Source organism: Halomonas sp. KM072 (genome assembly GCF_050710315.1).
Taxonomy (GTDB): domain Bacteria; phylum Pseudomonadota; class Gammaproteobacteria; order Pseudomonadales; family Halomonadaceae; genus Vreelandella; species Vreelandella hamiltonii.
On the sequence record NZ_CP136132.1, the window covers coordinates 2553091 to 2575752 of the forward strand.

The 22662-nt window shown below is 60.5% G+C and carries 23 protein-coding genes; 12 read left to right on the forward strand and 11 right to left on the reverse strand.

Annotation, left to right across the window (positions count from 1 at the left end; translation table 11 throughout):
- Positions 1–26: 26 nt before the first annotated feature.
- Complete coding sequence (secD, locus tag RVM26_RS12040; protein WP_498938832.1) at positions 27–1880, forward strand: preprotein translocase subunit SecD; 1854 nt, start codon at positions 27–29, stop codon at positions 1878–1880.
- Between the two features lie 48 nt (positions 1881–1928).
- Positions 1929–2855 (forward strand): protein translocase subunit SecF, encoded by a 927-nt coding sequence (secF, locus tag RVM26_RS12045; protein WP_498938834.1) that lies wholly within the window; start codon positions 1929–1931, stop codon positions 2853–2855.
- 74 nt (positions 2856–2929) lie between these two features.
- Here secF and RVM26_RS12050 read toward each other — a convergent pair whose 3' ends face one another.
- Genes RVM26_RS12050 through RVM26_RS12090 form a run of 9 tightly spaced genes read right to left on the reverse strand, consistent with a single transcriptional unit; the run spans position 2930 to position 12455 of the window.
- Entirely contained in the window at positions 2930–4141 is a 1212-nt protein-coding gene (locus RVM26_RS12050) for a M20/M25/M40 family metallo-hydrolase (RefSeq protein WP_193460954.1), read from the reverse strand.
- Positions 4142–4152: 11 nt separating this feature from the next.
- A complete protein-coding gene (locus RVM26_RS12055; RefSeq protein WP_498938836.1) occupies positions 4153–5598 on the reverse strand; it encodes an amidohydrolase family protein in 1446 nt (481 codons plus the stop codon).
- A gap of 56 nt (positions 5599–5654) precedes the next feature.
- Positions 5655–6671: an ABC transporter substrate-binding protein gene (locus RVM26_RS12060; protein ID WP_498938838.1), complete on the reverse strand. Its 1017-nt coding sequence runs from the start codon at positions 6669–6671 to the stop codon at positions 5655–5657.
- Positions 6672–6690: 19 nt separating this feature from the next.
- Positions 6691–7470: an ABC transporter permease gene (locus RVM26_RS12065; RefSeq protein ID WP_039180287.1), complete on the reverse strand. Its 780-nt coding sequence runs from the start codon at positions 7468–7470 to the stop codon at positions 6691–6693.
- Positions 7471–7480: 10 nt separating this feature from the next.
- Complete coding sequence (locus RVM26_RS12070) at positions 7481–8338, reverse strand: ABC transporter ATP-binding protein (protein WP_498938840.1); 858 nt, start codon at positions 8336–8338, stop codon at positions 7481–7483.
- Complete coding sequence (gene allB, locus RVM26_RS12075) at positions 8332–9783, reverse strand: dihydroorotase (protein WP_498938842.1); 1452 nt, start codon at positions 9781–9783, stop codon at positions 8332–8334. The genes RVM26_RS12070 and allB overlap by 7 nt, the downstream gene beginning before the upstream one ends.
- A gap of 14 nt (positions 9784–9797) precedes the next feature.
- A complete protein-coding gene (locus tag RVM26_RS12080; RefSeq protein ID WP_498938844.1) occupies positions 9798–10592 on the reverse strand; it encodes an SDR family NAD(P)-dependent oxidoreductase in 795 nt (264 codons plus the stop codon).
- 10 nt (positions 10593–10602) lie between these two features.
- Positions 10603–11667, reverse strand: a complete 1065-nt coding sequence (locus RVM26_RS12085) for an ABC transporter substrate-binding protein (RefSeq protein WP_498938846.1) — start codon at positions 11665–11667, stop codon at positions 10603–10605.
- A 35-nt stretch (positions 11668–11702) separates the two neighbouring features.
- Complete coding sequence (locus RVM26_RS12090) at positions 11703–12455, reverse strand: cysteine hydrolase family protein (protein ID WP_498275038.1); 753 nt, start codon at positions 12453–12455, stop codon at positions 11703–11705.
- Positions 12456–12558: 103 nt separating this feature from the next.
- Between RVM26_RS12090 and RVM26_RS12095 the strand changes: the two genes are divergently transcribed.
- On the forward strand, positions 12559–13467 hold the full coding sequence (locus tag RVM26_RS12095) for a LysR family transcriptional regulator (protein WP_039180298.1): 909 nt from the start codon (positions 12559–12561) through the stop codon (positions 13465–13467).
- 10 nt (positions 13468–13477) lie between these two features.
- Here the strand turns inward: RVM26_RS12095 and RVM26_RS12100 are convergent, their stop codons facing one another.
- Together RVM26_RS12100 and RVM26_RS12105 are read right to left on the reverse strand one after the other, a co-directional pair.
- A complete protein-coding gene (locus tag RVM26_RS12100) occupies positions 13478–14062 on the reverse strand; it encodes an LOG family protein (protein ID WP_144982373.1) in 585 nt (194 codons plus the stop codon).
- A 128-nt stretch (positions 14063–14190) separates the two neighbouring features.
- Positions 14191–14985 carry an inositol monophosphatase family protein gene (locus RVM26_RS12105; protein ID WP_100731805.1) on the reverse strand — a complete coding sequence of 265 codons (795 nt, stop codon included), beginning with the start codon at positions 14983–14985 and terminating at the stop codon, positions 14191–14193.
- Between the two features lie 140 nt (positions 14986–15125).
- On the opposite strand from RVM26_RS12105, the gene trmJ reads away from it, so the two are divergent.
- From trmJ to RVM26_RS12150, 9 genes are all read left to right on the forward strand, one after another.
- The gene (gene trmJ, locus RVM26_RS12110; RefSeq protein WP_498938849.1) at positions 15126–15881 is read left to right on the forward strand and encodes an RNA methyltransferase; all 756 of its coding nucleotides are present in this window, start codon (positions 15126–15128) and stop codon (positions 15879–15881) included.
- A gap of 118 nt (positions 15882–15999) precedes the next feature.
- Positions 16000–16863: a serine O-acetyltransferase gene (gene cysE / locus RVM26_RS12115; RefSeq protein WP_498938850.1), complete on the forward strand. Its 864-nt coding sequence runs from the start codon at positions 16000–16002 to the stop codon at positions 16861–16863.
- A 76-nt stretch (positions 16864–16939) separates the two neighbouring features.
- Positions 16940–17407, forward strand: coding sequence for a Fe-S cluster assembly transcriptional regulator IscR (iscR, locus tag RVM26_RS12120; protein ID WP_039180312.1), 468 nt, complete (start codon positions 16940–16942; stop codon positions 17405–17407).
- A 31-nt stretch (positions 17408–17438) separates the two neighbouring features.
- Positions 17439–18629: an aminotransferase class V-fold PLP-dependent enzyme gene (locus RVM26_RS12125; RefSeq protein WP_287808446.1), complete on the forward strand. Its 1191-nt coding sequence runs from the start codon at positions 17439–17441 to the stop codon at positions 18627–18629.
- 28 nt (positions 18630–18657) lie between these two features.
- Positions 18658–18984 carry a HesB/IscA family protein gene (locus RVM26_RS12130; protein ID WP_016914918.1) on the forward strand — a complete coding sequence of 109 codons (327 nt, stop codon included), beginning with the start codon at positions 18658–18660 and terminating at the stop codon, positions 18982–18984.
- 168 nt (positions 18985–19152) lie between these two features.
- Positions 19153–19578, forward strand: coding sequence for a nucleoside-diphosphate kinase (ndk, locus tag RVM26_RS12135; RefSeq protein WP_039180317.1), 426 nt, complete (start codon positions 19153–19155; stop codon positions 19576–19578).
- 81 nt (positions 19579–19659) lie between these two features.
- Positions 19660–20838, forward strand: coding sequence for a 23S rRNA (adenine(2503)-C(2))-methyltransferase RlmN (gene rlmN / locus RVM26_RS12140; RefSeq protein WP_498938854.1), 1179 nt, complete (start codon positions 19660–19662; stop codon positions 20836–20838).
- Between the two features lie 101 nt (positions 20839–20939).
- Positions 20940–21671, forward strand: coding sequence for a type IV pilus biogenesis/stability protein PilW (gene pilW / locus RVM26_RS12145; protein ID WP_287808447.1), 732 nt, complete (start codon positions 20940–20942; stop codon positions 21669–21671).
- A 41-nt stretch (positions 21672–21712) separates the two neighbouring features.
- On the forward strand, positions 21713–22660 hold the full coding sequence (locus RVM26_RS12150; protein WP_287808448.1) for a RodZ domain-containing protein: 948 nt from the start codon (positions 21713–21715) through the stop codon (positions 22658–22660).
- Positions 22661–22662: the final 2 nt, after the last annotated feature.

Below are 22662 nucleotides of genomic sequence, written 5' to 3' on the forward strand. Positions count from 1 at the left end.
CGTTTGTAATTGAAGGCAGGGCTTGCATGCTCAACCGTTACCCCCTGTGGAAGTATCTGCTGATACTGGTCGTCCTGGTGGTTGGCCTTATCTATTCACTTCCCAATCTATTTCCCGCCGATCCCGCCATTCAGGTGAGCGATGCCCAAGGCAACATGCTCGATGAGCGGCAAATCAATCGCGTCGAACAAGCGCTGAACGACAACGACATTGCCATCAAGGCCGTGGAAGAGGTCGATGGGCAGTGGTTGATTCGTTTGCAAAGCAACGATGACCAGCTGAATGCTCGGGATATCGCGGCTGACGTGCTGGGTAGCGGCGCCACCGTTGCCTTGAACCTGGCGGAAGCCACGCCCGGTTGGCTGCAGGCCTTCTCCGCCACGCCCATGACGCTGGGTCTGGACTTGCGCGGCGGCGTTCACTTCCTGCTGGAAGTCGACATGGAAGCAGCTCTGAGCCAGCGCCTGGAGGTCAATGCCAGCGCCATCCGTGAACTGCTGCGTAGCGAGCGTATCCGTTACCGCAATACGGAGATTGCCGAGCGTTCGCTGTCCATCGATTTTGCCAGCAGCGAAGATCGCGACGCTGCGCGTCGAGTGATCAGCCGCGACTTCCCCAACTTCGATTACAGCAACCAGGGCGATGGCCGCGCTTCCAGCCTGGTCATGTCGCTGAGCGACGCGACGGTCAGAGAAATTCAGGACTATGCGGTCAACCAGAACCTGACCACCCTGCGTAACCGTGTCAACGAGCTGGGCGTGGCCGAGCCGATGGTACAGCGCCAGGGCCCCAGCCAGATCGTGGTCGAACTGCCCGGCATTCAGGACACAGTGGCGGCCAAGCGCATCGTCGGCGCCACGGCCAACCTGGAGTTCCGTCTGGAAGCACGTAACGACACGCCCGACATGGAAACCGAGCGCTTCGACTTCCGCAACGACAGCGGCCGTTCTGCGGACCTGATGCGGGACGTGATCATTACCGGTGACAGCGTTTCCAGCGCCAGCCACAGCTTCGATGAAAATGGCCGCCCACAGGTCAACATCAACCTGGATGGCACCGGCGGTACGCTGATGAACCGCGCCACGCGCACCAACATCGGACGCAACATGGCCGTGCTGTTCATCGAGCACAAGAGCGAAGACCGCGTCGAGACCGACCCGGAGACTGGCGAGCAGACCATCATTCGCGAGCCCTACACGGAACGCGGCTTGATCAGCCTGGCGACCATCCAGAGCGCGCTGGGCAACAGCTTCCGCATTACCGGGCTCGACTCGCCCACCGAAGCTGCCGAACTGGCCCTGCTGCTGCGTTCAGGCTCTCTGGCTGCGCCCATCTACTTCGTGCAGGAACGCACCATTGGCCCGAGCCTGGGTCAGGAGAACATCGAACGCGGCCTGCTCTCGGTCCAGATTGGCCTGTTGCTGGTGGTGATGTTCATGCTGATCCGCTACAAGGTGTTCGGCATCTTCGCCAACGTGGCGCTGGCGCTCAACCTGACCCTGCTGATTGCCGTGATGTCGATGCTGGGGGCCACCCTCACCCTGCCGGGCATTGCCGGTATCGTGCTGACCCTGGGTATGGCGGTAGATGCCAACGTACTGATCTTCGAACGTATACGCGAAGAGCTGCGCAACGGTCTGTCGATTCAACAAGCCATTCATGCGGGTTACGAGCGTGCCTTCACCTCGATCGTGGATGCCAACATCACCACCCTGCTGGTCGCCATCATCCTGTTCTCGATTGGCACCGGCCCGGTAAAAGGCTTCGCGGTAACGCTCTCCATCGGTATCTTGACCTCCATGTTCACGGCCTTGATGGTCACACGAGCCATGGTCAACCTCACCTATGGCAGCAAGCCCGTCAAGAAGCTCTGGATCTGATCTCGTGAAGCAGACATACGCGCTCCGCACAGAATTGAAGAGGTGGTAATGAAACCCCTATCGCAGCTACGCATCGACTTCATGGGACGACGCAACCTTGCGTTCATCGTCTCGGCGGTGATGCTAATCGTCTCTATCGGTGCCATCGTTTTTCAGCAGCTCAACCTGGGGCTGGACTTCACGGGCGGCACCCTGGTCGAAGTACGTTACGGTGCCGCACCGTCACTGGATGCCATCCGCCAACTGCTGGAAAACAGTGGCTTTCAGGATGTATCCGTACAAACCTTCGGTGCTTCTACCGAAATTCTGATTCGCCTTCAGCAGGCCTTTGACCCCGACATCGGCAGCGAAATCGTCGGGCTGCTGCGTGCCGATGGCGCTGACGTCAATCTGGTGCGCGCGGAGTTCGTGGGTGCTCAGGTAGGTGAGCAACTGCGCGACCAGAGCGGCATGGGCATGCTGGTGGCCCTCGGCGTCGTGATGGTCTACGTGGCCTTGCGCTTTCAGTACAAGTTCGCCATCGGCGCTCTGCTGGCGCTGATGCACGACGTGATCATCGTGGTGGGTGTCTTCGCGCTGTTCCAGCTCGACTTCAACCTGACGGTACTGGCCGCACTGCTCGCGGTCATCGGTTATTCCCTCAACGATACCATCGTGGTGTACGACCGTATCCGCGAGTCCATTCGCACGTCGCGGATCGACAACATGGGGCAAATCATCAACGAAGCGATCAATGCCACGCTCTCGCGTACGCTGGCAACGTCGGGCACCACCATCCTGGTGCTGCTGGCCTTGCTGCTGCTGGGCGGCGACATGATCGAGAACTTCGCCATCGCGCTGCTGGTAGGCGTGGGTGTGGGTACCTTCTCCTCCATCTATATCTCTGGCGCCCTGCTGATCCCGCTCAAGCTCTCTCGGGAAGACTTGATCCCGACCAAGAAAGAGAGCGATGAAGAGGAAGAAGAGCTGCCGTAAGGCGCGAATGCTCTCTTCAGCAAAAGGCCTTGCCGCTTACGCGACAAGGCCTTTTTCGTTGCGTCAGCGGCTGCTCAGGCGAGTAGTCGCTTGAGGCTATTGGCGACGACCAGCGCGGCATCGGTCAACAGGTGAACCGGCACACGTTCGTCTGCACGGTGCCCATTGGCGTCGAGCGGGTCCTTGGGGCCTGCGCCATACATGATGGTCGGCACGCCCGCTTCGCTGTAGTGGCGAGCATCGGTGTACAAAGGCATGGCGCCGGTACCTACGGGAACTCCCAGCACCTTTTGTGCCTCACTGGCAAACAGGCTGGCGACCTTTTCGGAATCAGGTGTCGAGGTGAACGGCTTGGCCAATAGGCGTCGCTGGATGCTCACGCGTATGGCGCTCTCAGGTACCGCTGCTTCGATCACTGACCGCAACTCTTGCTCGATGACATCCGGCGATTCCTCAGGAATGATCCGCCTATCGATGGTCATGACCACACGGTCGGGCACCACATTCGTATTGATGCCTCCCTCGATGGTGCCGACCACCAACGAGGGAGCATTGACCCCAGGGTAAGCGGAGACTTTTTCAGCCAGGGTTTCACGGTAGCGATAGAGGGCGCTCAGCACGGGCAGGGACGCTTCAATGGCATCACTACCGGTGTGATGCCAGGCGGCATGAGCAGAGCGACCTTCGAGCACGACCTCCAGGTGCAGACAACCGTTGTGGGCAGTGATCACCTGATATGAAAAAGCGGCACACACGGCATAATCCGGTCGAGAAATACCCTCGGACAGCAGCCAGGCAGGCCCCGTAAAACCGCCGGTCTCTTCGTCGTAGGTAAAGTGCAGTTCGACACTGCCCGTCTCCAGCGCTTGCGTATCAATCAACGCCTTCAGCGCGTAGGCATAGGTCACGAAGTCACTTTTGGAAACGGCGGCTCCCCGTCCATACAGCCAGCCCTGGTCGACTTCCCCGCCATACGGGTCCTTGCTCCAGCCACCCCCCGCGGGCACCACGTCACCATGGGCATTGAGCGCGACGACGGGGCCAGGTCCAAAACGATGTCGCACCACCAGGTTGGTGACTCGTTGCAATCCATGCTGCCGACATAATGCGCTGGGCACTGGGTGTTGCTCGACCTCGAAGCCCAGTTTTTCTAGACATTCGGTGGCACACTGCGCGTGGGCTATACCATCACCTGGGGGGTTGTCCGAAGGCACTTGTACCAGTTGCCGAAGCATGGCCACCTGCTCGTCTGCGCGCTGCTCCAGCCAGTGTTTCAAATGATTCATCGACTAACTCCTTAACAACATCCCATGCGGTCGCGGTAGTAAGCGGCTACATGGTGTTCGATGGCGGGCCAGGCACGCTGCAGGTCAGCGCGCTGGTGCAAGGCGTGGCGATACATATCACGCAGTTCCTCGTGAACCTGCTCAAGATCCAGCGTCATGAGTTTGCCGCGCTCGACGATCAGCTTGCCGCTGACCACCACGCTGTCCAGGTGGCTACGGGTAGCCCGTGCAAACAGCAAATCCACACTGTCTACCTTCATCAGGTCATCTCCATTCAAGCGATCGAGATCCAGCGTGATCCAGTCGGCGACATCGCCCTGCTCCAGTAAGGCCGGGTGCTCCCAGCCCAGCGACATGCGCCCCACGCTGGTGGCAGCGGTCAACATTCGCTGGCGAGTAGCGTCATCGGAAAAACCTGGCGGTGCATGCAGCAATGCATTGAGGCGTACTTCTCTCAATGCATCGTCATCTTCATCCAGCGCACAGCCATCGATGCCCATGGCTACCTTGCAACCTGTTTGCCACATGTTGCCGACGGGAGCGATGCCCGAGCGCAGATGCAGGTTGGAACTCGTGTTGACGGCAATGGTGGCCCCCGCCGCCGCTATCTGTTCAAGCTCTTCGGGCCGCGCCCAGACACAGTGCGCCAGGGTAAGGCGTGGCGACAGCAACCCGATGTCGGCGAGGTACTGAACGATGCCTTGAGGAAAGTGATGGTCGGCCCACTCTCGCTGATAGCGTGTTTCCAGCAGGTGCATATGCACACGACGCCCGCTCTGCGCCGACGCATCGGCTATCTCACGCAGCAGCTCATCGGAACACCACTGCACGCCGGTCGGGCCGAATTGCAGATTCAATGCCAACCCCTCCAGCGACGCTGCCATGGCCTCGACTTGCCGGACCTGCTCTGCCGGGGTCATGGATGGCAGGCTGAAGTAGCGCTGGATGACGTGTTGCTCCTCCTGCGCCAGCTGCGCTGCCAGCGCGCCATGGTCGCCGTACACGAGAGGGTTTCGGTCACGCATCCCTACAGCAAAGGTCAGTCGGATACCGACGTCCTGGGCAGCCTGGGCCACTTTCCTGACTTCATCGACCAACGAGTCCAGCCCCTGAGGCCGCGTGCAGTGCATCATGACGGCAGCACAACCGCCTTCGGCGGCACGCCCAAACGCCGCGCAGGCCGCCACGTAAGGGTCCACGGATGGCATCACGGCCAGGCGTAGCAGCCAGGTTTCCAGCGGTTTTCCCGCAGCACCAAACGAACTGGTGGACAATGGGCGGCCATGATCATGGGCATTCGCCAAGGCCGGCATGACCAGCCGTTTTTCTCGGGTGGCTGTCGTGTGTGCCGTGCGCGTGACCTCCGCAATGCGCCCGTCACGCACCTGCAGCGAGCAAGGCCCTTCCAGTTGAAAAGCGCTGCCGCGCAGTGCGGCAGCAAAGGTGTGGTGGCTCATGAAGGCCTCTCCAGTACAACGATGTTGCCGACGCTCTGGCGAGCTTGGTGGCATCGTCAAAGCGTGCGCTCATCGAGAGGCGGCAAGAATGCCGCGCTATAGATATCGGCCACGTTCGGCGTAGTGGGCAACTCGTATAGCGCGACGATGGTGTCTATCGAACGCGCCAACCGTTCCTCATCGAGCGCTCCCACGCCTATTGCTCTGGATTCGTCAGACACGATGACATTGTCGAGAGCAAACTGGAGTCGGCGCGTTTCCGCTTCCCGGTCGAGAAACCCTTCTTCCTTCAACAGTGCGGCGATGCCCGCCTCCGGGTCCTGCATCACGTCCTGCACGGCACGGTTGATCGCCCGAACCAACCCGGCCACTGCCGCAGGCTGCTCCTGCATCATCGTTCGAGAAACCATCACGCCATTCGAGTACACCTCGACGCCATAGTCACCGTAGGGAAACCAGCGATAGTCGCTATCGGGATCCTGCCCTTGCGACACCAGGTTCATGTAGCTGGTCACATTGAAGACCAGTGACCCATCGACATCACCTCGATGGAGCAACTGCTCCTGCAGGTTGGGGGCAACGTTGGTAATACTGACCTGCGCCAGGTCGATCCCGGCGGCCTCGGCGAAAGCGGGAAACAGGCGCGTGGAAGCGCTACCGGCAGGGGCGCCCAACGTGGCCCCTTCGATATCGTCGATACTCTGAATGGGGCCATCGGCTTTCGTCAGCAGGGCAAACGGCGGCTGATTGTATATCTGGTAGACCATGACCGGGGTCTGTTCGGGTCGCTCGGCAGCGTTTTGAATCAGCGCATTGATATCGCCAAAACCAGCATCGTAGGCGCCCGACATGATGCGGCTGACCGTTGCCGCAGAGCCATCTCCCTGATCGATGCGCACATCCAGCCCCTCCTCCTCGAAGTAACCGCGCTCCTTGGCCAGGAAGTACCAGGCGTGTACCCCCTGAAAACTCCAGTCCAGCGTGAAATTGACTCGCGTCAACTCGGCGTTCGCCGTCATCGGCATCAACAGGCATGCCCACCACAGGCGTTTGAGGTATGAAACACTTTTCATGGTTATCTCCTTGAAACGTTCAAGCCGCAGGCAGCTCTGATTTACGCATGGCCCAGCCCGTTACCTTGCGCTCGATCAGAGAAAACACCAGGTACAGGGTGACGCCGAGCATGGCGAGCAGGAAGAGCCCCGAAAACACGAGGGGGACATCGAAGCTGGAGGTGGCAATCATCATGACGTTGCCAATGCCTCGGTTCGAGGCAATGGTTTCTGCCAATACCGTGCCGACGAAGGCCAGCGTGATCGCCACTTTCAGAGAGGCAAAAAAGTAGGGCATGGCGCGTGGGATGCCCACGTTCCAGAGAATTTCGCGCTTCTTGGCCCCCAGGGATTTGAGCACATCTTCCAGCTCGGGCTCCGTGGTCGCCAGCCCCGTTGCCACATTCACTACCACGGGGAAAATACAGATGATGAAAGAGGTCAGCACGGCGGGTACGGTGCCACTGCCAAACCAGAGCACGAAGATCGGCACCACCGCCACCTTGGGAATCGATGAAAAGCCGACCAGCAGGGGGTAAGCCGTATCGTAAGCCACCTTCGAAGAGCCGACGATGGCCCCCAGCACCAGGCCTGCCGTCACTCCCATGACAAAACCGGTGAGCGTCGTGCTCAATGTCTGCATGACATGGGGTAGCAACTGCGGAAAGCGTGCAATCAAGGTTTCCATGACCTGACTGGGCCGTGGCAGCACGATTTCCGGCACGCCAAACACCAGACAAATGACTTCCCAGGCGACGAAGAAGCCCAGAATCAATAGCGCTGCCGCAAGTTTCTGGCGTAGTTTATCGACGAGTTCCATGGGACTTCTCCTAGGCGGCATCTGGCCGAGTATGGGTGATCAACTCGCGCAGTTGCTGCGTGAGCTGGACGAAGTCCTGCTCGTAGGTCATGGGAATGGTGCGTGGCCTGGGCAGGTGGACTTTCTGATCATCAATGATCTTGCCGGGGCGCGGGCTCATGACGCAGATACGCGTCCCCAGGTAAGCTGCCTCGCGCAGGTCGTGGGTGACCAGCAGTACCGTGGGCTTGCTCTCCAGCCACAGGTTCTGCAGGATTCCCCACAGTTCTTCACGGGTGAACTGGTCCAGCGCGCCGAAAGGTTCATCCAGCAGCAGCAGTTCCGGGTCATGAATCAAGGCCCGACACAGTGACGCCCGTTGCAGCATGCCACCGGAGAGTTGCCAGGGCTGTTTGTCACCAAACCCCTTCAGGCCGACTTTTTCCAGCAATGCCTCGGCACGCTCGCGAAACTCCCCTTTCCGCGCCTGACGATAGCGTGAACGAAACGGCGGTACGATTTTCAAGGGCAACATGACATTGTCACGCACACTCAGCCAAGGCAGCATGGTCGGGTTTTGAAAGGCCATGCCCACGCCAACCCGCTTGGCGCCGACTTCGCGCCCTCCGAGATGCACATGCCCCGATGACGGTGCCAGCAAGTCACTGACCAGCTTGAGGATGGTCGACTTGCCGCATCCGGATGGCCCCACCAGGGCCACGAACTCCCCTTGCTCTACCTTCAGGTGCGTTGGAGCAAGTGCCTGGGTCATCTTCTTGCCGCGACCATAGATGACCTCCGCTCCCTCCAGCTTGATGGCTTCCCTGCCCGCCTCGCTCGGCGGCTCTGCAGTCACGGTCGTCTGGTTGCCTACGGACATGGTTAACATGATGCTAGCTCCCCTTGTTGGACGGTCGCCTTGGCCACTTCGGCGGCCAGCGTCTTGTCACTATTCACGAGCGTTGGGAGAGTCATTTGCTGCACCCTCTTCACGGACATGCCGGTGCCTTTGGCGGCGGTTTGCAGAGCACGGTCTCGCATGACAAAGCGCCCACGCACCAGGGTATGCACCGGCATTCCCGTCACGGCCCAGCCATGAAATGGCGTGGCCCGCGCGCGATGGGAATGCAGCGTTTGCTGATCGATGACATCACGGCGCTCGAGATCGACGATGGCAATATCGGCATCCGCCCCCACCATGAGTGCGCCTTTCCGTGGATACAGCCCCCAGGCCTTGGCGGGGGCAACGGCACTGATGCGCACGTAATCCTGCAGGGTGATACGCCCTTCGCTGACAGCGGTCAGCATCAAGGGCATTTGCGTTTCGACGCCTGGAAAACCGCAGTCTGCCTCCCAAATCACCTCCTTGTACTGCTCTTCTGGCGTATGGGGCGCATGGTCCGTGGCAATCATGTCGACCGTGCCATCACGCAACGCTTCCCAGAGTGCTTCGCTATCCTTGGCCTCGCGAATGGGCGGATTCACGCGCATCAGACTGCCTAGCGACGCGTAGTCATGAGTGTCCATCATCAAATAGTGGGGGCAGGTTTCACTGGTGATATCGACGCCACGCTGTTTTGCCTCACGCATGGGCCTTAGCTCGGCTGCCGAGGAAACGTGCAGAACGTGAATACGAGCTCCCGTCCATTCGGCCAGAATGGCGGCGCGTGAGACGGCTTCCACCGCCACCACATCCGGGCGCGCTGCCACGTGCGCCAGCGCGTCATTGCGGCCCGCCTTGCGCAAGCGCTCGTAACGCCACGCCATGATGGAGGCCGTTTCGGCGTGCAGGGAGGTGCGCAGGCCATAGGGGGCCACCCGTTCGAATGCTTCCAGCATCGCCCCGGTGGAAGGCGACGGAAGGTTGCCGAAGGTGTTCCCCATGAAGCATTTGAAGCCAATCACGCCGCTCTCAGCCAAGGCTTCCAGCTGATCGACGTTGTCTTCGGCCATCAGCCCATAAATACCGAAGTCGACATAGGCCTGCTGTTTCGCCAACGCCAGTTTGTCCTCGAAGGCATCGGGAGTTGCCGTGGGCGGGTGAGTATTGGGCATATCGAAGACGGTGGTGACACCACCCATGGCCGCTGCCGCCGTGCCGCTCTCCCAGGTTTCCTTGTGGGTGTAGCCTGGCTCTCGAAAGTGCACATGGACGTCAATCGCCCCCGGCAACAGGTGCAAGCCCTTGGCGTCCAATACCTCTTTGGCGGATGGCATGCTGGCCTCGTCACCCACGGCAATGATTTTGCCATCGCGGATGGCAATCGCCGCAGGCTGAGTGGCTTCATGGCTGACGACCTGACCATTGATAATCACGAGATCTGCGTGTGTCATGAGAGGATTCCTTGTCAAAGTGCGGCCCAGCCGCCATCTACGGGCAAGTCGGCGCCGGTGATTTGTCGTGAACGGTCACTCGCCATGAATAGGCAAACGTCGGCAATGTCCTGGGCGGTGGAAATGCGCTGCAGTGCATAGTCGGCGGCATGTTTCTGGGCCGCTTCTTCTTCGCTGATGCCCAGCTTTGCCGCCATGTCGGGGCACACTTTGCTGCGAAAGCGCTCACCATCGACCATGCCCGGCGCCACGATATTGATGTTGATGTTGTAAGGGCCGGCTTCGAGCGCCATGCTTTTGGTGATCCCCCGCAGGCCCCACTTGGAGGCGGAGTAGGCCATTCGGCCTGCCTTGCCACGCATGCCGAAGGTGCCACCCACATTGACGATCTTGCCGCTACGCCGAGCCATCATGCCCGGCAGCACCGCGCGCATGGTGTTGAAGCAGCCTGCCATGTTGAGACGCACGATCTCCTCGAACTCCTCGAACGTCGTTTCCGCGCCCGATTTGCCCACCGGCCCCGAACCGCCAGCCACGTTGACCAGCACATCCGGCACATCGCCAAACGCCTCCTGAATATGCGCCATTGCCCGCTCGCACTGGTCGGAGTGCGTGATGTCACATGCCACCAGCACGACGTCCGCTCCCTGCTCACGCAGCGCTTGCTCCAGCGAGGCTACGGCCTGGGTATCCCTGGCCAACAAGGCCAGCTTTGCTCCCTCTTCGGCGAAGGCTCGGGTAATGGCTTCTCCCATCCCCTTTACCGGCCCCGTAATCGCAACGATCTTGTTACTCAGTTTCAAGTCCATGACGCGGTCCTCATTCGTAAAGGGAGTAAATGCGCTCTTCTTCAGGAGGCAGGAAATCCGTGCGGAACACCTCCTCCAGAGCAGGGGCATGCGCTAGCCCATAGGCCGACACCACGATGTCGATGGCCTCTTGCATACGCGTTTCATCGATATTGCCCAGGCCGATCTCGGGAAGCTCAGGGTGATTCATTTCATCTTCGATGGTGGCCGCCAAGCGAGCGGTCTCGACCTGCCGATTGATCAATGGCTCCTGCGCCATGACGGCTTCCATGCCCGCTTCTGGGTCCGCCAGTACGTCGGCGACACCACGGTTGATGGCACGCACCAGCCCGCGCACTGCCTCGGGGTTCTCATCAGCCAGCCGACGCGACACGATGACCGCATTGGAATAGAGGTCCATGCCGTGGTCGCCGTAGCGGATGAAGCGCAAACGCTCGTCAGGGTCGATACCTGCCAACATGGCGTTGAAGCGCACCGTATTGACGAAGCCAAAGGCCGCATCGACCTGCCCACGATTGAGCATTTGCTCACGCAGACGCGGCTCGATGTTCATGATTTCGACACTGTCCGCATCGATGCCTGCCAGCGCGGCAAAGGCCGGAAACAGGCGCAGGGCGCCGTCATTGGCGGGTCCGGCAATGGTTCTGCCTTCGAGGTCAGCGGGTTCATGAATATCGCTGTCTGAAGTCACGGCAATGGTGAAAGGCGGTTGGGTGTAGAGCATGTACACCCCCACAGGCGAATCATCCGGATGGTTGGCGGCGTAGTTGATCAAGGCATTGATATCGCCAAACCCGACATCGTAGGCGCCGGAGGCCACGCTACCCACGGCGGCGCCCGACCCAGACCCTTGATCGATGCGCAGGTTTAACCCCTCCTCGGCAAAGTAACCCCGCTCCTGAGCAAGAAAGAACCAGGCCTGCGGCCCTTGATACGACCAGTTCAATACCATTCGTAGAGACGTCTCCGCAGAAGCCGGGGCGATCCACAGGGAAACCAGCAGTACCAGGATGGCCCGGCGCCAGGTCTGAAGAGCCAACGACATCGTTGTTAAGTGCTTGGTCGATAAGTGCATGGTAGTACCTCCAGTTGAACAGCGAGATGAGCGAGTTACTGCTCGTCCAGCGAGCAGCCCCGCGCAGTGAACCCGTAAAGCTGTCTGATCAACGTCAATGCTGCCTGTCGCGATACGTCAGGCGACGGTGTAGCCACCGCCTCTTCCATGAGCACAACGTTGTAGCCAAGAAACGAGGCATCCTGGAGCGTCGCCATCACACAACGCTCGGTATTGATGCCTGCCAGTAGCAGCGTGGTGATATCCAGTCGCCGCAGGATGGCGTCCAGTTCGGTATGCCAAAAACCACTGAAACGGCTCTTGTGCACCACGATGTCTTCGTGGAGGGGAGCCAATTCATCGATAGCAGCCGCGCCCCACTCGTCACGCACCAAAATGGAGTGGCCTGATGCAGAGCGCTCCCCATAGCCCTGGCGCTGGCCAAACTGACGACCAAACATCAGTTGGCCAGTGCTCAGCTCCATGGTGTCGGCGCGCACTCCCCAGTGCAGGTGTATGATCGGCACGTTGCGCTGCCGCGCGCTCGCCATCAGCGCTGCCAAGCCGGGGATGATCTCTCTTGCATAAGCAATATCGATGCCGCTGCTGGCGAACCAGCCCTGCGGATGGCAGAAGTCGTTTTGCATATCCACTACCACCAGCGCGCTTCTGGCCAGATCGAGGGTGACCGAGCAAGGGGAAGCCATCAGCGTCAAGCGTTGCGGTTCGGGTGTCTCTCTGACCAGAGAAACCACCGATGGCTGGGCATGAGTCATCACGGTGTGGGAAGCATCTGGGTAGCTGGACATGACAGTCTCCTTGGTGACTGCTCCAGACTGCGCCGCTTTTGTGGTGATATCTATTGCTAAAAAATTCGGATAGTGTTCTAAAAAACTCAACACAGGAGAAGGCATGAAGCACTTACGCCTGTTCGAATACATCGATGCCGTGGTCAGGGCGGGGTCGATACGGCGCGCTTCGGAAGCGCTCTACATCACACCCTCTGCGCTGGATCGCCGCATCCAGCAAATCGAAGAAGAGCTGGGCACCCAGATATTCGAGCGCCACTCCAAGGGCATGCGGCTGACCGCAGCAGGCGAGATTTTTCTGGATTACGTGCGCCGCCACATGGCGGACCTGGATAGGGTGCGCTCAGAAATCGAGGGGCTAAAGGGGTTGCGCAAGGGCCATGTCTCGGTCGTCGCCAGCCAGGCCTTGGCGCTCAAGTTTCTGCCTGAGCAGATCCGCCTGTTTCGCGAGCGACATCCGGGGGTCTCTTTTTCGATTCGCATTGCAGATCGAGGCGAAGCCCTGAAAGCGCTGATGTCGTTTGAAGCAGAACTGGCCGTGGTAGTGTTCCCCAAGATGAGCTCTGAGGTCTTGCAGCTCATCATGGTGGCCCAGCCCGTCGTGGCGCTGATGTCGGCACAGCACCCGTTGGCCGAGCAGCCCAAGGTTCGACTGAGCGAGTGCCTGAATTACCCTCTGGTACTGCCCGACGCTTCGCTGGGAGTCAGGGAGCTGCTGAGCCCGATACTGGTACGCCGTACCCATCAGGCCCAGATCAGCGCCGAGACCAACTCCTTCGAACTGATGCGGGGGCTACTGCAAGATCACCGAAGTGTCGGCTTTCAAATCGCTATCGGCACACCCGACATGGCCCAGGAAAATACCATCATCTCGCGTCCGATCGATGAACGTGACGTGCCCACGGCCCCACTGATTTGTGCCCAGCTCCGGGGCCGGACGCTGTCGGTCGCCGCCGCTCGTTTTGCCGACCAGCTCACTCAATGTCTGGATCAGATGGAGGCCAGCGTATAGCACGCTGGCATCATGCAGACGGCAGCCATTTGGGCACCGTGGTGGGCTGATAGTCGTGCAGTCCCTGCAACAGCTTTTGCGGGTCGCTTTCAAGCACGATAGAGCCTCGGTGCTCTGGAGGTAGAAAGCGCTCTGCGATCATATGATCGATAAAGGCCATGAAGGGGTCGAAAAAGCCGTTGATATTGTACAAACCAAGCGGTTTCTGTATTTCGCCCAGTTGATTCAACGTCCACACTTCCATGAACTCTTCCAGGGTGCCAATCCCACCCGGCAAGGCAATGAAGGCATCCGATAGATCCGCCATCCGGCCTTTGCGCTCACGCATGGTGGCCACCACTTCATGCGTCTGGAGCCCTTGGTGCAGGTGCCCCTTGGCATGCAAGCGTTCGGTGATCACGCCATGGGCCTGCCCCTGAGCTGCCAACAGCGCATCCGCCAGTGCGCCCATCAGCCCCTTGTGGGTGCCGCCGTATACCAGTTTGATACCGCCGTGGGCAAAATGAGTACCCAGTCGTGCCGCGCCCTTGGCATAGTCGGGCGACCCTCCGGCATTGGATCCACAAAAAACGGCTATCGCCGATAGTTCACGCATCGTTTTACCTCCCTATGGCTCGAGGCACTCATCAGAGCGCTGACGCGACAACAAATCAAGCGCACAACGAAAAACGCCCTGCCGGGATTCCGGCAGGGCGTTATCGAGAACAGGTGACACAAGGCTTATCAGAAATGCGGCGCCAGCTGTTTGATCAGTGCTTTATAAAGGCGCGGGCCAGCGGCCATCAGTTGGCCTTCTGCGGTGACGGTGGGCTGGCCGTTGGGCGTGCCCATCAGCGCGCCGGCTTCTTTCAGCAGCAGCGTACCGACCTGCATGTCCTGCTCTTCCAGGCCCAGAACGAACACGCTGTCGACGCGGCCAGCGGCCAGTTCGCAAATGTCCAGCAGGCCAGAGCCGGTGGCGACCAGGGTTTCCACCTGGGGGGCCAGTTGCTGCGTCACGGTCAGGTAGGCAGGCAGATGGCTGGGGCGCAGCCAGGCTTCCGGCAGGCTCATGGCCATGCGGGTGCCGGGAATGGCCGTAGGCTTGCTCACGCGCATACGTTTGTCGTTGTGCTGGGCACCACGGCCACGGCTGGCGATGTATTCGTCATCGCCAAAGGGAGAGACCACCACCGCGTGTTCGGGGCGACCCTTGATGAGACACACCACTGAGAGTGCAAAGCCCTTGCCTGCCACGGCCAGATTGGAATAGCCGTGCAGGGGTTCGATCTTCCAAACGATCTCTTCGCCTTCGCCTTTACCCGCCTGATGGGGGGTGTAGCGGCCGGAGAAGCCATGCTGCGGATAGCCGCGCTGCAGTTGCTGAACGATGGTGGCTTCGGCCTTGCGGGCCGTATCTTCCAGCAGGCGGTCAAGATTGAATTCTTCGTGGGCGTTTTCGATACGCTCACGGACACGCAAAAAATGTTCAACCGCGCTACGCGCAGCGCGCAGCGTAAATTGGACCATTGGATTCATGATCGGGCCTTGTCACAGTGATGTTAAAGAACGGGGCAGGCGCAGGACACCTTAATGGCGGGCAATTCTATCAGAGGCCCCTCGGGCATGCCATCGACTCGTGCTAAACTGCGCCTTTTACGTCGTGAACCGGGCTTATCATGCTTGACCGCATTCGAATCGTTCTTATTGGCACCAGCCATCCTGGCAATATTGGCGGCGTGGCGCGCGCCATGCACAACATGGGCCTGGCGGATCTGGCGCTCGTCGCCCCCCGCTGCGACGTGCTCACCCAGGAGAGCATCTCCCGGGCGTCAGGGGCCGACCATCTGCTCCATCGAGCGGCCATTCATGCCACGCTGGAAGATGCCGTGGCCGACTGCACCCTGGCCGTGGGTGCCAGCGCTCGCTCACGTACGCTGCCCTGGCCAATGATCTCCCCCCGTGAGCTGGCCGAGCGGCTGCCCACGGAGTGCCGCCCTGCCAATGCGCGCATCGCGCTGGTGTTTGGGCGCGAGGACAGCGGCTTGACCAATGCCGAGCTGCAGCGCTGCCATGCCCACGTACACATTCCCACCAATGCGGATTTCAGCTCGCTGAACCTGGCGGCGGCGGTACAGGTACTCGCCTACGAGTGTCGCATGGCCTGGCTGACGCAAGCCGATGCACCCCCCGCTCAAGAGGATGACGAAGAGGCCGCGCTGGCGTCCCACGAAGAGCTGGAGCGGTACTTCGAGCACCTGGAGCGCACGCTGATCGCCATCGAGTTTCATGACCCCGCACAGCCGCGCCAGTTGATGGCACGCCTGCGCCGCCTGTACCTGCGTGCGCGCCCCGAGAAAATGGAAATGAACATCCTGCGCGGTATCCTGTCGGCCACGGAAAAGGCAGCCCAACAGCACACGACGCCGCGTTGAGAGGCGTTATCGTCGCCCCATGGCCTAAACTTGAAGTTATCCAGTGGCGCCCCCACATTTGGGGGCCGACCCATACACAGCCTGCCCCGCTGCCGCTTTTACGCCCAAGGACACTCCCATGTTTCAACGCCTGCGCGAAGACATCAACAGCGTATTCGACCGCGACCCAGCGGCACGCAACTTTCTCGAGGTCTTGACCAACTACCCGGGGCTGCATGCTCTGCTGCTGCACCGCTGTGGCCACTGGTTATGGAAGAAGAACTTCAAGTGGCTGGCGCGTACGGTATCGACCTTCTCCCGCTGGATGACCGGTATCGAGATCCACCCCGGCGCCACCATTGGTCGGCGCTTCTTCATCGATCACGGCATGGGCGTGGTGATCGGTGAGACCGCCAAGGTCGGCGACAACGTGACGCTCTACCAAGGAGTCACGCTAGGCGGCACCAGCTGGAATAAAGGCAAGCGTCACCCCACGTTGGAAGATGGCGTGATCGTCGGGGCAGGTGCCAAAATTCTGGGCCCGTTCACGGTTGGAGCCGGTGCCAAGATTGGCTCCAACGCCGTGGTGACCAAAGAGGTGCCCGCAGGCGCAACGGTGGTCGGCATTCCTGGCAAGATCGTCAAGCGCGCCGAGCCTGATGTAGAGGAAGCGCTGGATATCGACCCGGCTCGCCGCGAAGCCATCTGCCAGAAATTCGGTTTCGATGCCTACGGCGTCAGCCAGGACATGCCCGATCCGGTAGCACGCTCCATGCAGGCCATGCTGGACCATATGCACGCGGTGGACGAGCGTATCGAACGCATGTGCTCTACCCTGCGCAAGCTGGATGCCAGCTACCGTGACGGCCAGCTGCCCGAACTGAGGGATGAGGACTTCGCCGACATTCTCGACGAAGGCGAATCGGGCTGCGCTGGGTCAGGCAAACACCGCAGTGACAAGGTCAGCGCTGCCGAAACCTCCGACACGCGCCCCAATAGTTGACCAAAGCACTCAGGATTTCCATAATGGCGCTACACTTGCCGCCAGTGCGCTGAGGTTCAGCGACGAGGTACCTGTTATGCGCTTGACTACCAAAGGCCGATACGCCGTTACCGCCATGCTGGACCTGGCGATCAATACGCCTCAAGGCCCTACCAGCCTTGGCGATATATCCCAGCGCCAGGAGATCTCGCTCTCGTATCTGGAGCAGCTGTTTGCGCGGCTGCGGCGCAGCGGGCTGGTTACCAGCGTGCGTGGCCCTGGTGGTGGCTATCTACTGGCCAAGCCTGCCGCCGAGATCAGCGTGTCCCAGGTCATCGATGCGGTCAATGAAACCGTCGATGCCACCCGCTGCCAGGGGCTTTCCGACTGCCAGCAGGGCGACACCTGCCTGACCCATCACTTGTGGTGCGAACTTTCGGGGCAAATACGCCACTTTCTGGATGACGTGACGCTGGCGCAGTTGATGCAGCGCCCGGACGTCATTCGTATTGCCGCTCGACAGAAGCAGCGCGCCGACGCCGGGATTCTTGCCTCTTCCCCCTGACGCCATTCACTGCCCGTTGGAACTCAAACTCATGACAGCCACGCCCTCACTGCCCATTTACCTCGACTATGCCGCCACTACGCCGGTAGATGAGCGCGTGGCCGAGGTGATGACGCGCTACCTGACCGTCGACCAGCTGTTTGCCAACCCGGCATCGCGCAGCCACATGCTGGGCTGGCAGGCAGAACAGGTGGTGGAGCAGGCACGGCGCCAGGTGGCCGACCTGATTCATGCCGACCCTCGCGAGATCGTGTGGACCAGCGGTGCTACCGAAGCCAACAATCTGGCGCTGATCGGCTTCATGCGCGCCAACCGTCAGCGCGGCATGCACCTGGTCACTTCGTCCATCGAACACAAGGCCGTGGTGGATACCGCCAAGGCACTGGAAAGCGAAGGCTTCGAGGTCACCTGGCTCAAGCCCCAGCGGGACGGGCGCATCACCCCCGAACAACTGCGCGAGGCCATGCGGGATGACACCGCCCTGGTGTCGCTGATGGCAGTGAACAACGAGCTGGGCAGCATCAACGACATCGCGGCGCTGGCAGCCGTGGCCCACGACTTTGGCGCGGCCTTCCATACCGATGCCGCTCAGGCGGTAGGACGCATCCCGCTGGACGTGGTCGAACAGCACATCGACTTGATGTCGCTGTCTGCCCATAAAGCCTATGGCCCCAAAGGGGTGGGCGCTCTGTACGTGAAGCGCCATCCGGACATGCGTGTCGAAGCGCTGATTCACGGCGGCGGGCACGAGCGCGGCATGCGTTCCGGCACGCTGCCCACCCACCAGATTGCGGGCATGGGGGAAGCCTTTGCCGTCATGCAGCAGCAGCAGGCTCAGGACCAGGCGCATGTTGCCGCCCTTCGCGAGCAACTGCTGAATGGCCTGAGCACGCTGGAGGGCGTCATTCCCAACTCGCCCCCGCAGCACGGGGTGCCCAATATTCTCAATCTCGCGTTCGAGGGTGTCGATGGTGAAGCGCTGCTGATGGCCCTGCGCGACGTTGCCGTGTCTACAGGCTCTGCCTGCAACTCGGCCAGCGTCGACCCCTCTTACGTCCTGCTGGGCATCGGAACGCCCCGTCGGCTGGCGCTCTCTTCACTGCGCTTGAGCTTTGGACGGTTTACCCAGCCAGCCGATATCGACCACGCACTGACACTACTGCACCACGCCGTCAGCGGCCTGCGTGCTTCGGCGCGCCAGGCCACTGCGCCTGGCCGCTGACCGACCGACTTTTCAAGGAGAGTGCTCCATGGCAACGCTTAACATTTCCCCCGCCGCCGCCGAGCAGATCCACCGCGTCCTCGAAGAGCGCGGCAAGGGGCTTGGCCTTCGGGTATCCGTCAAACCCAGCGGCTGCTCTGGCTACAGCTACGTGCTCGATTTTGCCGACGAGGCTCAGCCGGATGACGTGCACTTCGAGTCCCACGGGGCCAGCGTCTACGTGGCCACCGATGCCGTCGAGATGCTGGACGGCAGCGAAGTGGACTACGTCAGCGAAGGGCTCAATCGCTTCTTCCGCTTCAACAATCCCAACGTCAAGGATCAGTGCGGCTGCGGTGAAAGCTTTACCGTTTAAGCGCTCTTTGACGTCACTCATCGGTATTCATCCCCTGCGTGAGACGCTATAATCGCGGCCACTCGGCCTGCGGCATAGCGTCCAGACAAGGCCGGACACATTTTCCTGTGCCGCCCTGGCTTTCCGGGGCGGCAATTTCTGCTTTATCCCTTTCTAGGAGATCTCTGCATGGCGACTGAACGTACTCTTTCCATCATCAAGCCCGATGCCGTAGCCAAGAATGCCATCGGCGACATCATCGCACGCTTCGAAAAGGCTGGCCTGCAAGTGGTCGCGGCCAAGATGCTGCACCTCTCCGAAGAGAAAGCCGGTGGTTTCTACGCCGAGCACAAAGAGCGCCCCTTCTTCAAGGATCTGGTCGGTTTCATGACCTCTGGCCCGGTCGTCGTACAAGTGCTGGAAGGTGAAGGCGCCATCGCCAAGAACCGTGAGCTGATGGGTGCTACCAACCCGAAAGAAGCCGCTCCGGGCACCATCCGCGCCGACTTCGCGGAAACAATCGACGCCAACGCTGTCCATGGTTCCGACTCTGCCGAAAGCGCTGCACGCGAAATTAGCTACTTCTTCGGTAACGACGAAATCTGCCCGCGCTAAACCAGCGCTGCCGTTTCAACATTCGTTGCCGGCCATTTTTGCGGGGGCCTGGCCCCCGCCTCTTTCTGAACGCTGACCGCCATGACCACCACTGTCGCTCCATCATCACCGTCTTCTCTATCCATCGCTGACCACGCCACGCAGGCGGAGCCCGCACGCCAGAACCTGCTGGGGCTCTCTCGTGAGCAAATGGAAGCTTTCTTTTCATCTATCGGTGAGAAGAAATTCCGTGCCACCCAGGTCATGAAGTGGATCCACCAGGAGGGCGTCGATGACTTTGCCGTGATGACCAACCTGTCCAAACCGCTGCGCGACAAGCTCGCTCAGGTGGCCGAGATTCGCGGCCCGGGCGTCGTGTATGAAGGCACGTCCAGCGACGGCACGCGCAAGTGGGTACTCGAAGTGGAAGATGGCAGCTATGTCGAAACGGTGCTGATCCCGGCAGAGAACGGTAAGCGACGCACCCTGTGCGTGTCGTCACAGGTCGGCTGCTCGCTGGATTGCAGCTTCTGCTCCACGGGCAAACAGGGCTTCCAGCGCAACCTCACGGCCGCTGAAATCATTGGTCAGGTCTGGGTAGCGCAACGCAGCGTTGGCCCTCGGCGGGATACCGCCAACCGTCCGGTGACCAACGTGGTCATGATGGGCATGGGTGAGCCGCTGTTGAATTTCGACAACGTCGTGCCGGCCATGAAGCTGATGCTCGACGACAACGGCTATGGCCTCTCCAAGCGCCGCGTCACCCTCTCCACGTCGGGCGTGGTGCCGATGATGGATAAACTGGGCGATGAGATGGACGTCAGCCTGGCGATTTCGCTGCACGCCTCGACCGATGAGCTGCGTAACGAACTCGTCCCGATCAACCGCAAGTACAACATTGGTGCCTTGCTGGATGCCTGTCACCGCTACCTGGCCAAATGCCCGGACAACCGTCAGGTGACCATCGAGTACACCTTGATCAAAGGCGTGAATGACCAGCAGGAACACGCCGAACAGCTGGCGGCGCTTCTCAAGGAGCTGCCCTGCAAGATCAACCTGATTCCCTTTAACCCGTTCCCCAATTCGGGTTATGAAAAGCCCTCGCGCAACCAGGTCATGCGTTTTCAGCAATGGCTTTATGACCTGGAGTACAACGCCACCGTCCGCACCACCCGAGGGGATGACATCGATGCCGCCTGCGGCCAACTGGTCGGACGCGTAAAAGACCGCACCAAACGCAGTGCGCGCTATATTCAATCGGTTCAACTGGATGCAGACTAAGGCCGCTGTCTTGACTTCCACACAACACAGCGCTTTGATGGTCACGTTTTTTTATTAACGTCATCAGTGCGAGCAAGGCCGCACTGTTCAAGAGGACATACATGATCGGTCATCGCAGGTGCTTCTCCTTTTTCAGAGTGCCCATGCTGTCCGTCCTTGCTGGCAGCCTGCTGCTGGCGGGGTGTGCGACCTCGACGCCCACGTTCAACGAGAGCAACCCGGATGCCGCCGATGCCTATGCCCAATTGGGGGTGGCCTACCTGGAGCGGGACAACCTGCCCCGCGCCCTGAGCGCGCTGGACCGAGCACTGGAACTGGATGCTCGCCACCCGGAGGCACTTCAGGCGATTGCGCTGGTCTATCAGCAGCAGGGAGAGCGCGATCTCGCCAATCGCTATTTCCAGCAGGCGCTGAGCGCCTCGCCCTCGTTTACGCGGGCACGCAACAATTATGCTGCCTTTTTGTATCAGCAGGGGCGCTACCCAGAGGCCTGCGAGCAGTTGGAAGCCGCCTCTGAGGATGCCCAATATGCCAATCGTGCCCTGCTATTCACCAACCTGGGTCAGTGCTATTTGGCGATTGACGAATTCGACAGGGCGCGCGACCGTTTGCAGCGCGCCCAGAGTATCGACCCGCGCAACACTCGCGGGTATTTAATGTTAGCCGAACTGGAAGTTTCGCAGGGACGATACGATCAGGCCTGGGAGCCGCTGCAAAGCTACCTGCAGTTGGCTGGCCCCGACCCGGCAGCGTTGGAAATGGCGATAGATATCGCTCTCGCCCGCGGCGACAGCGCGGCGGCCGCCGAATACCAACGCCTGCTGAACCCTTGATCAGTGCCCTGACCACCTATTTTTTTGAAGGATGCTCAGCCATGAGCGAGACACAGTTACACGATAGCGTTACCTCCACCAGCACCGCTGGCGAACTGCTCTCCCGTCAGCGTGAAGCGCTGGGCGTGCCGATTGTTGATGCTGCCCGTGCGCTGAATCTGCGCACCGCCGTGGTCGAAGGTCTGGAAAAGGACAACTACGAAGAAATTCCTGTCACCGCTTATCGCCGTGGCTACCTGCGTGCCTATGCAAAATACCTGGGTCTGGATGACAAGCTGGTGCTGGATGCCTATCAAGCGCGCCACGGCAGCAGCGAAACCGAGCGAAAGATCGCGCCCGTTGCCGTCACCCGCCCCCCGTCAAAGGTGGGCGCCTGGTTATTCAAGCTGGTCACCCTGCTGGTGATCGTGGGCCTGATCGGCGTCACCGTTGCCTGGTGGCAAAGCCGTGGCGGCAGCGAGCCCCCAAGCATGGGCACGTCTTCCACGTTGGAAGAGGATGCCGCCGACAGTGCGACGCCGCCACCCGCCGATCCGATGGTCGAGCCCGCCCCCGTGGTGATCCCGCCCATGATCGACGAGCCTCAGGTCAGCATGGAGGACGAAGATGCCAGCACTGACGCCGATGCCAGCACTGAGCCCGCCAGCGACGTGACCGATGCCAGCGCCGAGCCGGTGACAGATGTCGCCGAGGCACAGGCGCCGGAAGCGCCCGCGGAAGATGCCGCGCCGGAACCCGTCGCCAACCCCAATCTGCTGGAGCTGACCTTCAACGAGCAGTCCTGGACCGAGATCTTCGATGCCAACAACCAGCGCGTCTTCGTTGGCCTGCAAACGCCCGGCACCACCGCCAGCGTCGAGGGTACGCCGCCCTTCCGCCTGACCATCGGTAATGCCACCGGTGTCGAGCTGCGCTATCAAGGCGATACCGTCAACCTGGCGCAACGCGCCGGTGCCAACAATGTTGCCCGCTTTACTCTAGGAGAGTGACC

What these genes read in the sequence shown, in the direction of transcription:
- RVM26_RS12080 (WP_498938844.1), bottom strand. Translation starts at nt 10,592, where the DNA reads ATGGACTTGAAACTGAGTAACAAGATCGTTGCGATTACGGGGCCGGTA.
- iscR (WP_039180312.1), top strand. Translation starts at nt 16,940, where the DNA reads ATGCGCTTGACTACCAAAGGCCGATACGCCGTTACCGCCATGCTGGAC.
- allB (WP_498938842.1), bottom strand. Translation starts at nt 9,783, where the DNA reads ATGACACACGCAGATCTCGTGATTATCAATGGTCAGGTCGTCAGCCAT.
- secD (WP_498938832.1), top strand. Translation starts at nt 27, where the DNA reads ATGCTCAACCGTTACCCCCTGTGGAAGTATCTGCTGATACTGGTCGTC.
- pilW (WP_287808447.1), top strand. Translation starts at nt 20,940, where the DNA reads ATGATCGGTCATCGCAGGTGCTTCTCCTTTTTCAGAGTGCCCATGCTG.
- RVM26_RS12070 (WP_498938840.1), bottom strand. Translation starts at nt 8,338, where the DNA reads ATGTTAACCATGTCCGTAGGCAACCAGACGACCGTGACTGCAGAGCCG.
- RVM26_RS12085 (WP_498938846.1), bottom strand. Translation starts at nt 11,667, where the DNA reads ATGCACTTATCGACCAAGCACTTAACAACGATGTCGTTGGCTCTTCAG.
- ndk (WP_039180317.1), top strand. Translation starts at nt 19,153, where the DNA reads ATGGCGACTGAACGTACTCTTTCCATCATCAAGCCCGATGCCGTAGCC.
- RVM26_RS12150 (WP_287808448.1), top strand. Translation starts at nt 21,713, where the DNA reads ATGAGCGAGACACAGTTACACGATAGCGTTACCTCCACCAGCACCGCT.
- secF (WP_498938834.1), top strand. Translation starts at nt 1,929, where the DNA reads ATGAAACCCCTATCGCAGCTACGCATCGACTTCATGGGACGACGCAAC.
- rlmN (WP_498938854.1), top strand. Translation starts at nt 19,660, where the DNA reads ATGACCACCACTGTCGCTCCATCATCACCGTCTTCTCTATCCATCGCT.
- trmJ (WP_498938849.1), top strand. Translation starts at nt 15,126, where the DNA reads ATGCTTGACCGCATTCGAATCGTTCTTATTGGCACCAGCCATCCTGGC.
- RVM26_RS12050 (WP_193460954.1), bottom strand. Translation starts at nt 4,141, where the DNA reads ATGAATCATTTGAAACACTGGCTGGAGCAGCGCGCAGACGAGCAGGTG.
- RVM26_RS12060 (WP_498938838.1), bottom strand. Translation starts at nt 6,671, where the DNA reads ATGAAAAGTGTTTCATACCTCAAACGCCTGTGGTGGGCATGCCTGTTG.
- RVM26_RS12090 (WP_498275038.1), bottom strand. Translation starts at nt 12,455, where the DNA reads ATGTCCAGCTACCCAGATGCTTCCCACACCGTGATGACTCATGCCCAG.
- RVM26_RS12105 (WP_100731805.1), bottom strand. Translation starts at nt 14,985, where the DNA reads ATGAATCCAATGGTCCAATTTACGCTGCGCGCTGCGCGTAGCGCGGTT.
- RVM26_RS12055 (WP_498938836.1), bottom strand. Translation starts at nt 5,598, where the DNA reads ATGAGCCACCACACCTTTGCTGCCGCACTGCGCGGCAGCGCTTTTCAA.
- RVM26_RS12130 (WP_016914918.1), top strand. Translation starts at nt 18,658, where the DNA reads ATGGCAACGCTTAACATTTCCCCCGCCGCCGCCGAGCAGATCCACCGC.
- RVM26_RS12100 (WP_144982373.1), bottom strand. Translation starts at nt 14,062, where the DNA reads ATGCGTGAACTATCGGCGATAGCCGTTTTTTGTGGATCCAATGCCGGA.
- RVM26_RS12065 (WP_039180287.1), bottom strand. Translation starts at nt 7,470, where the DNA reads ATGGAACTCGTCGATAAACTACGCCAGAAACTTGCGGCAGCGCTATTG.
- cysE (WP_498938850.1), top strand. Translation starts at nt 16,000, where the DNA reads ATGTTTCAACGCCTGCGCGAAGACATCAACAGCGTATTCGACCGCGAC.
- RVM26_RS12095 (WP_039180298.1), top strand. Translation starts at nt 12,559, where the DNA reads ATGAAGCACTTACGCCTGTTCGAATACATCGATGCCGTGGTCAGGGCG.
- RVM26_RS12125 (WP_287808446.1), top strand. Translation starts at nt 17,439, where the DNA reads ATGACAGCCACGCCCTCACTGCCCATTTACCTCGACTATGCCGCCACT.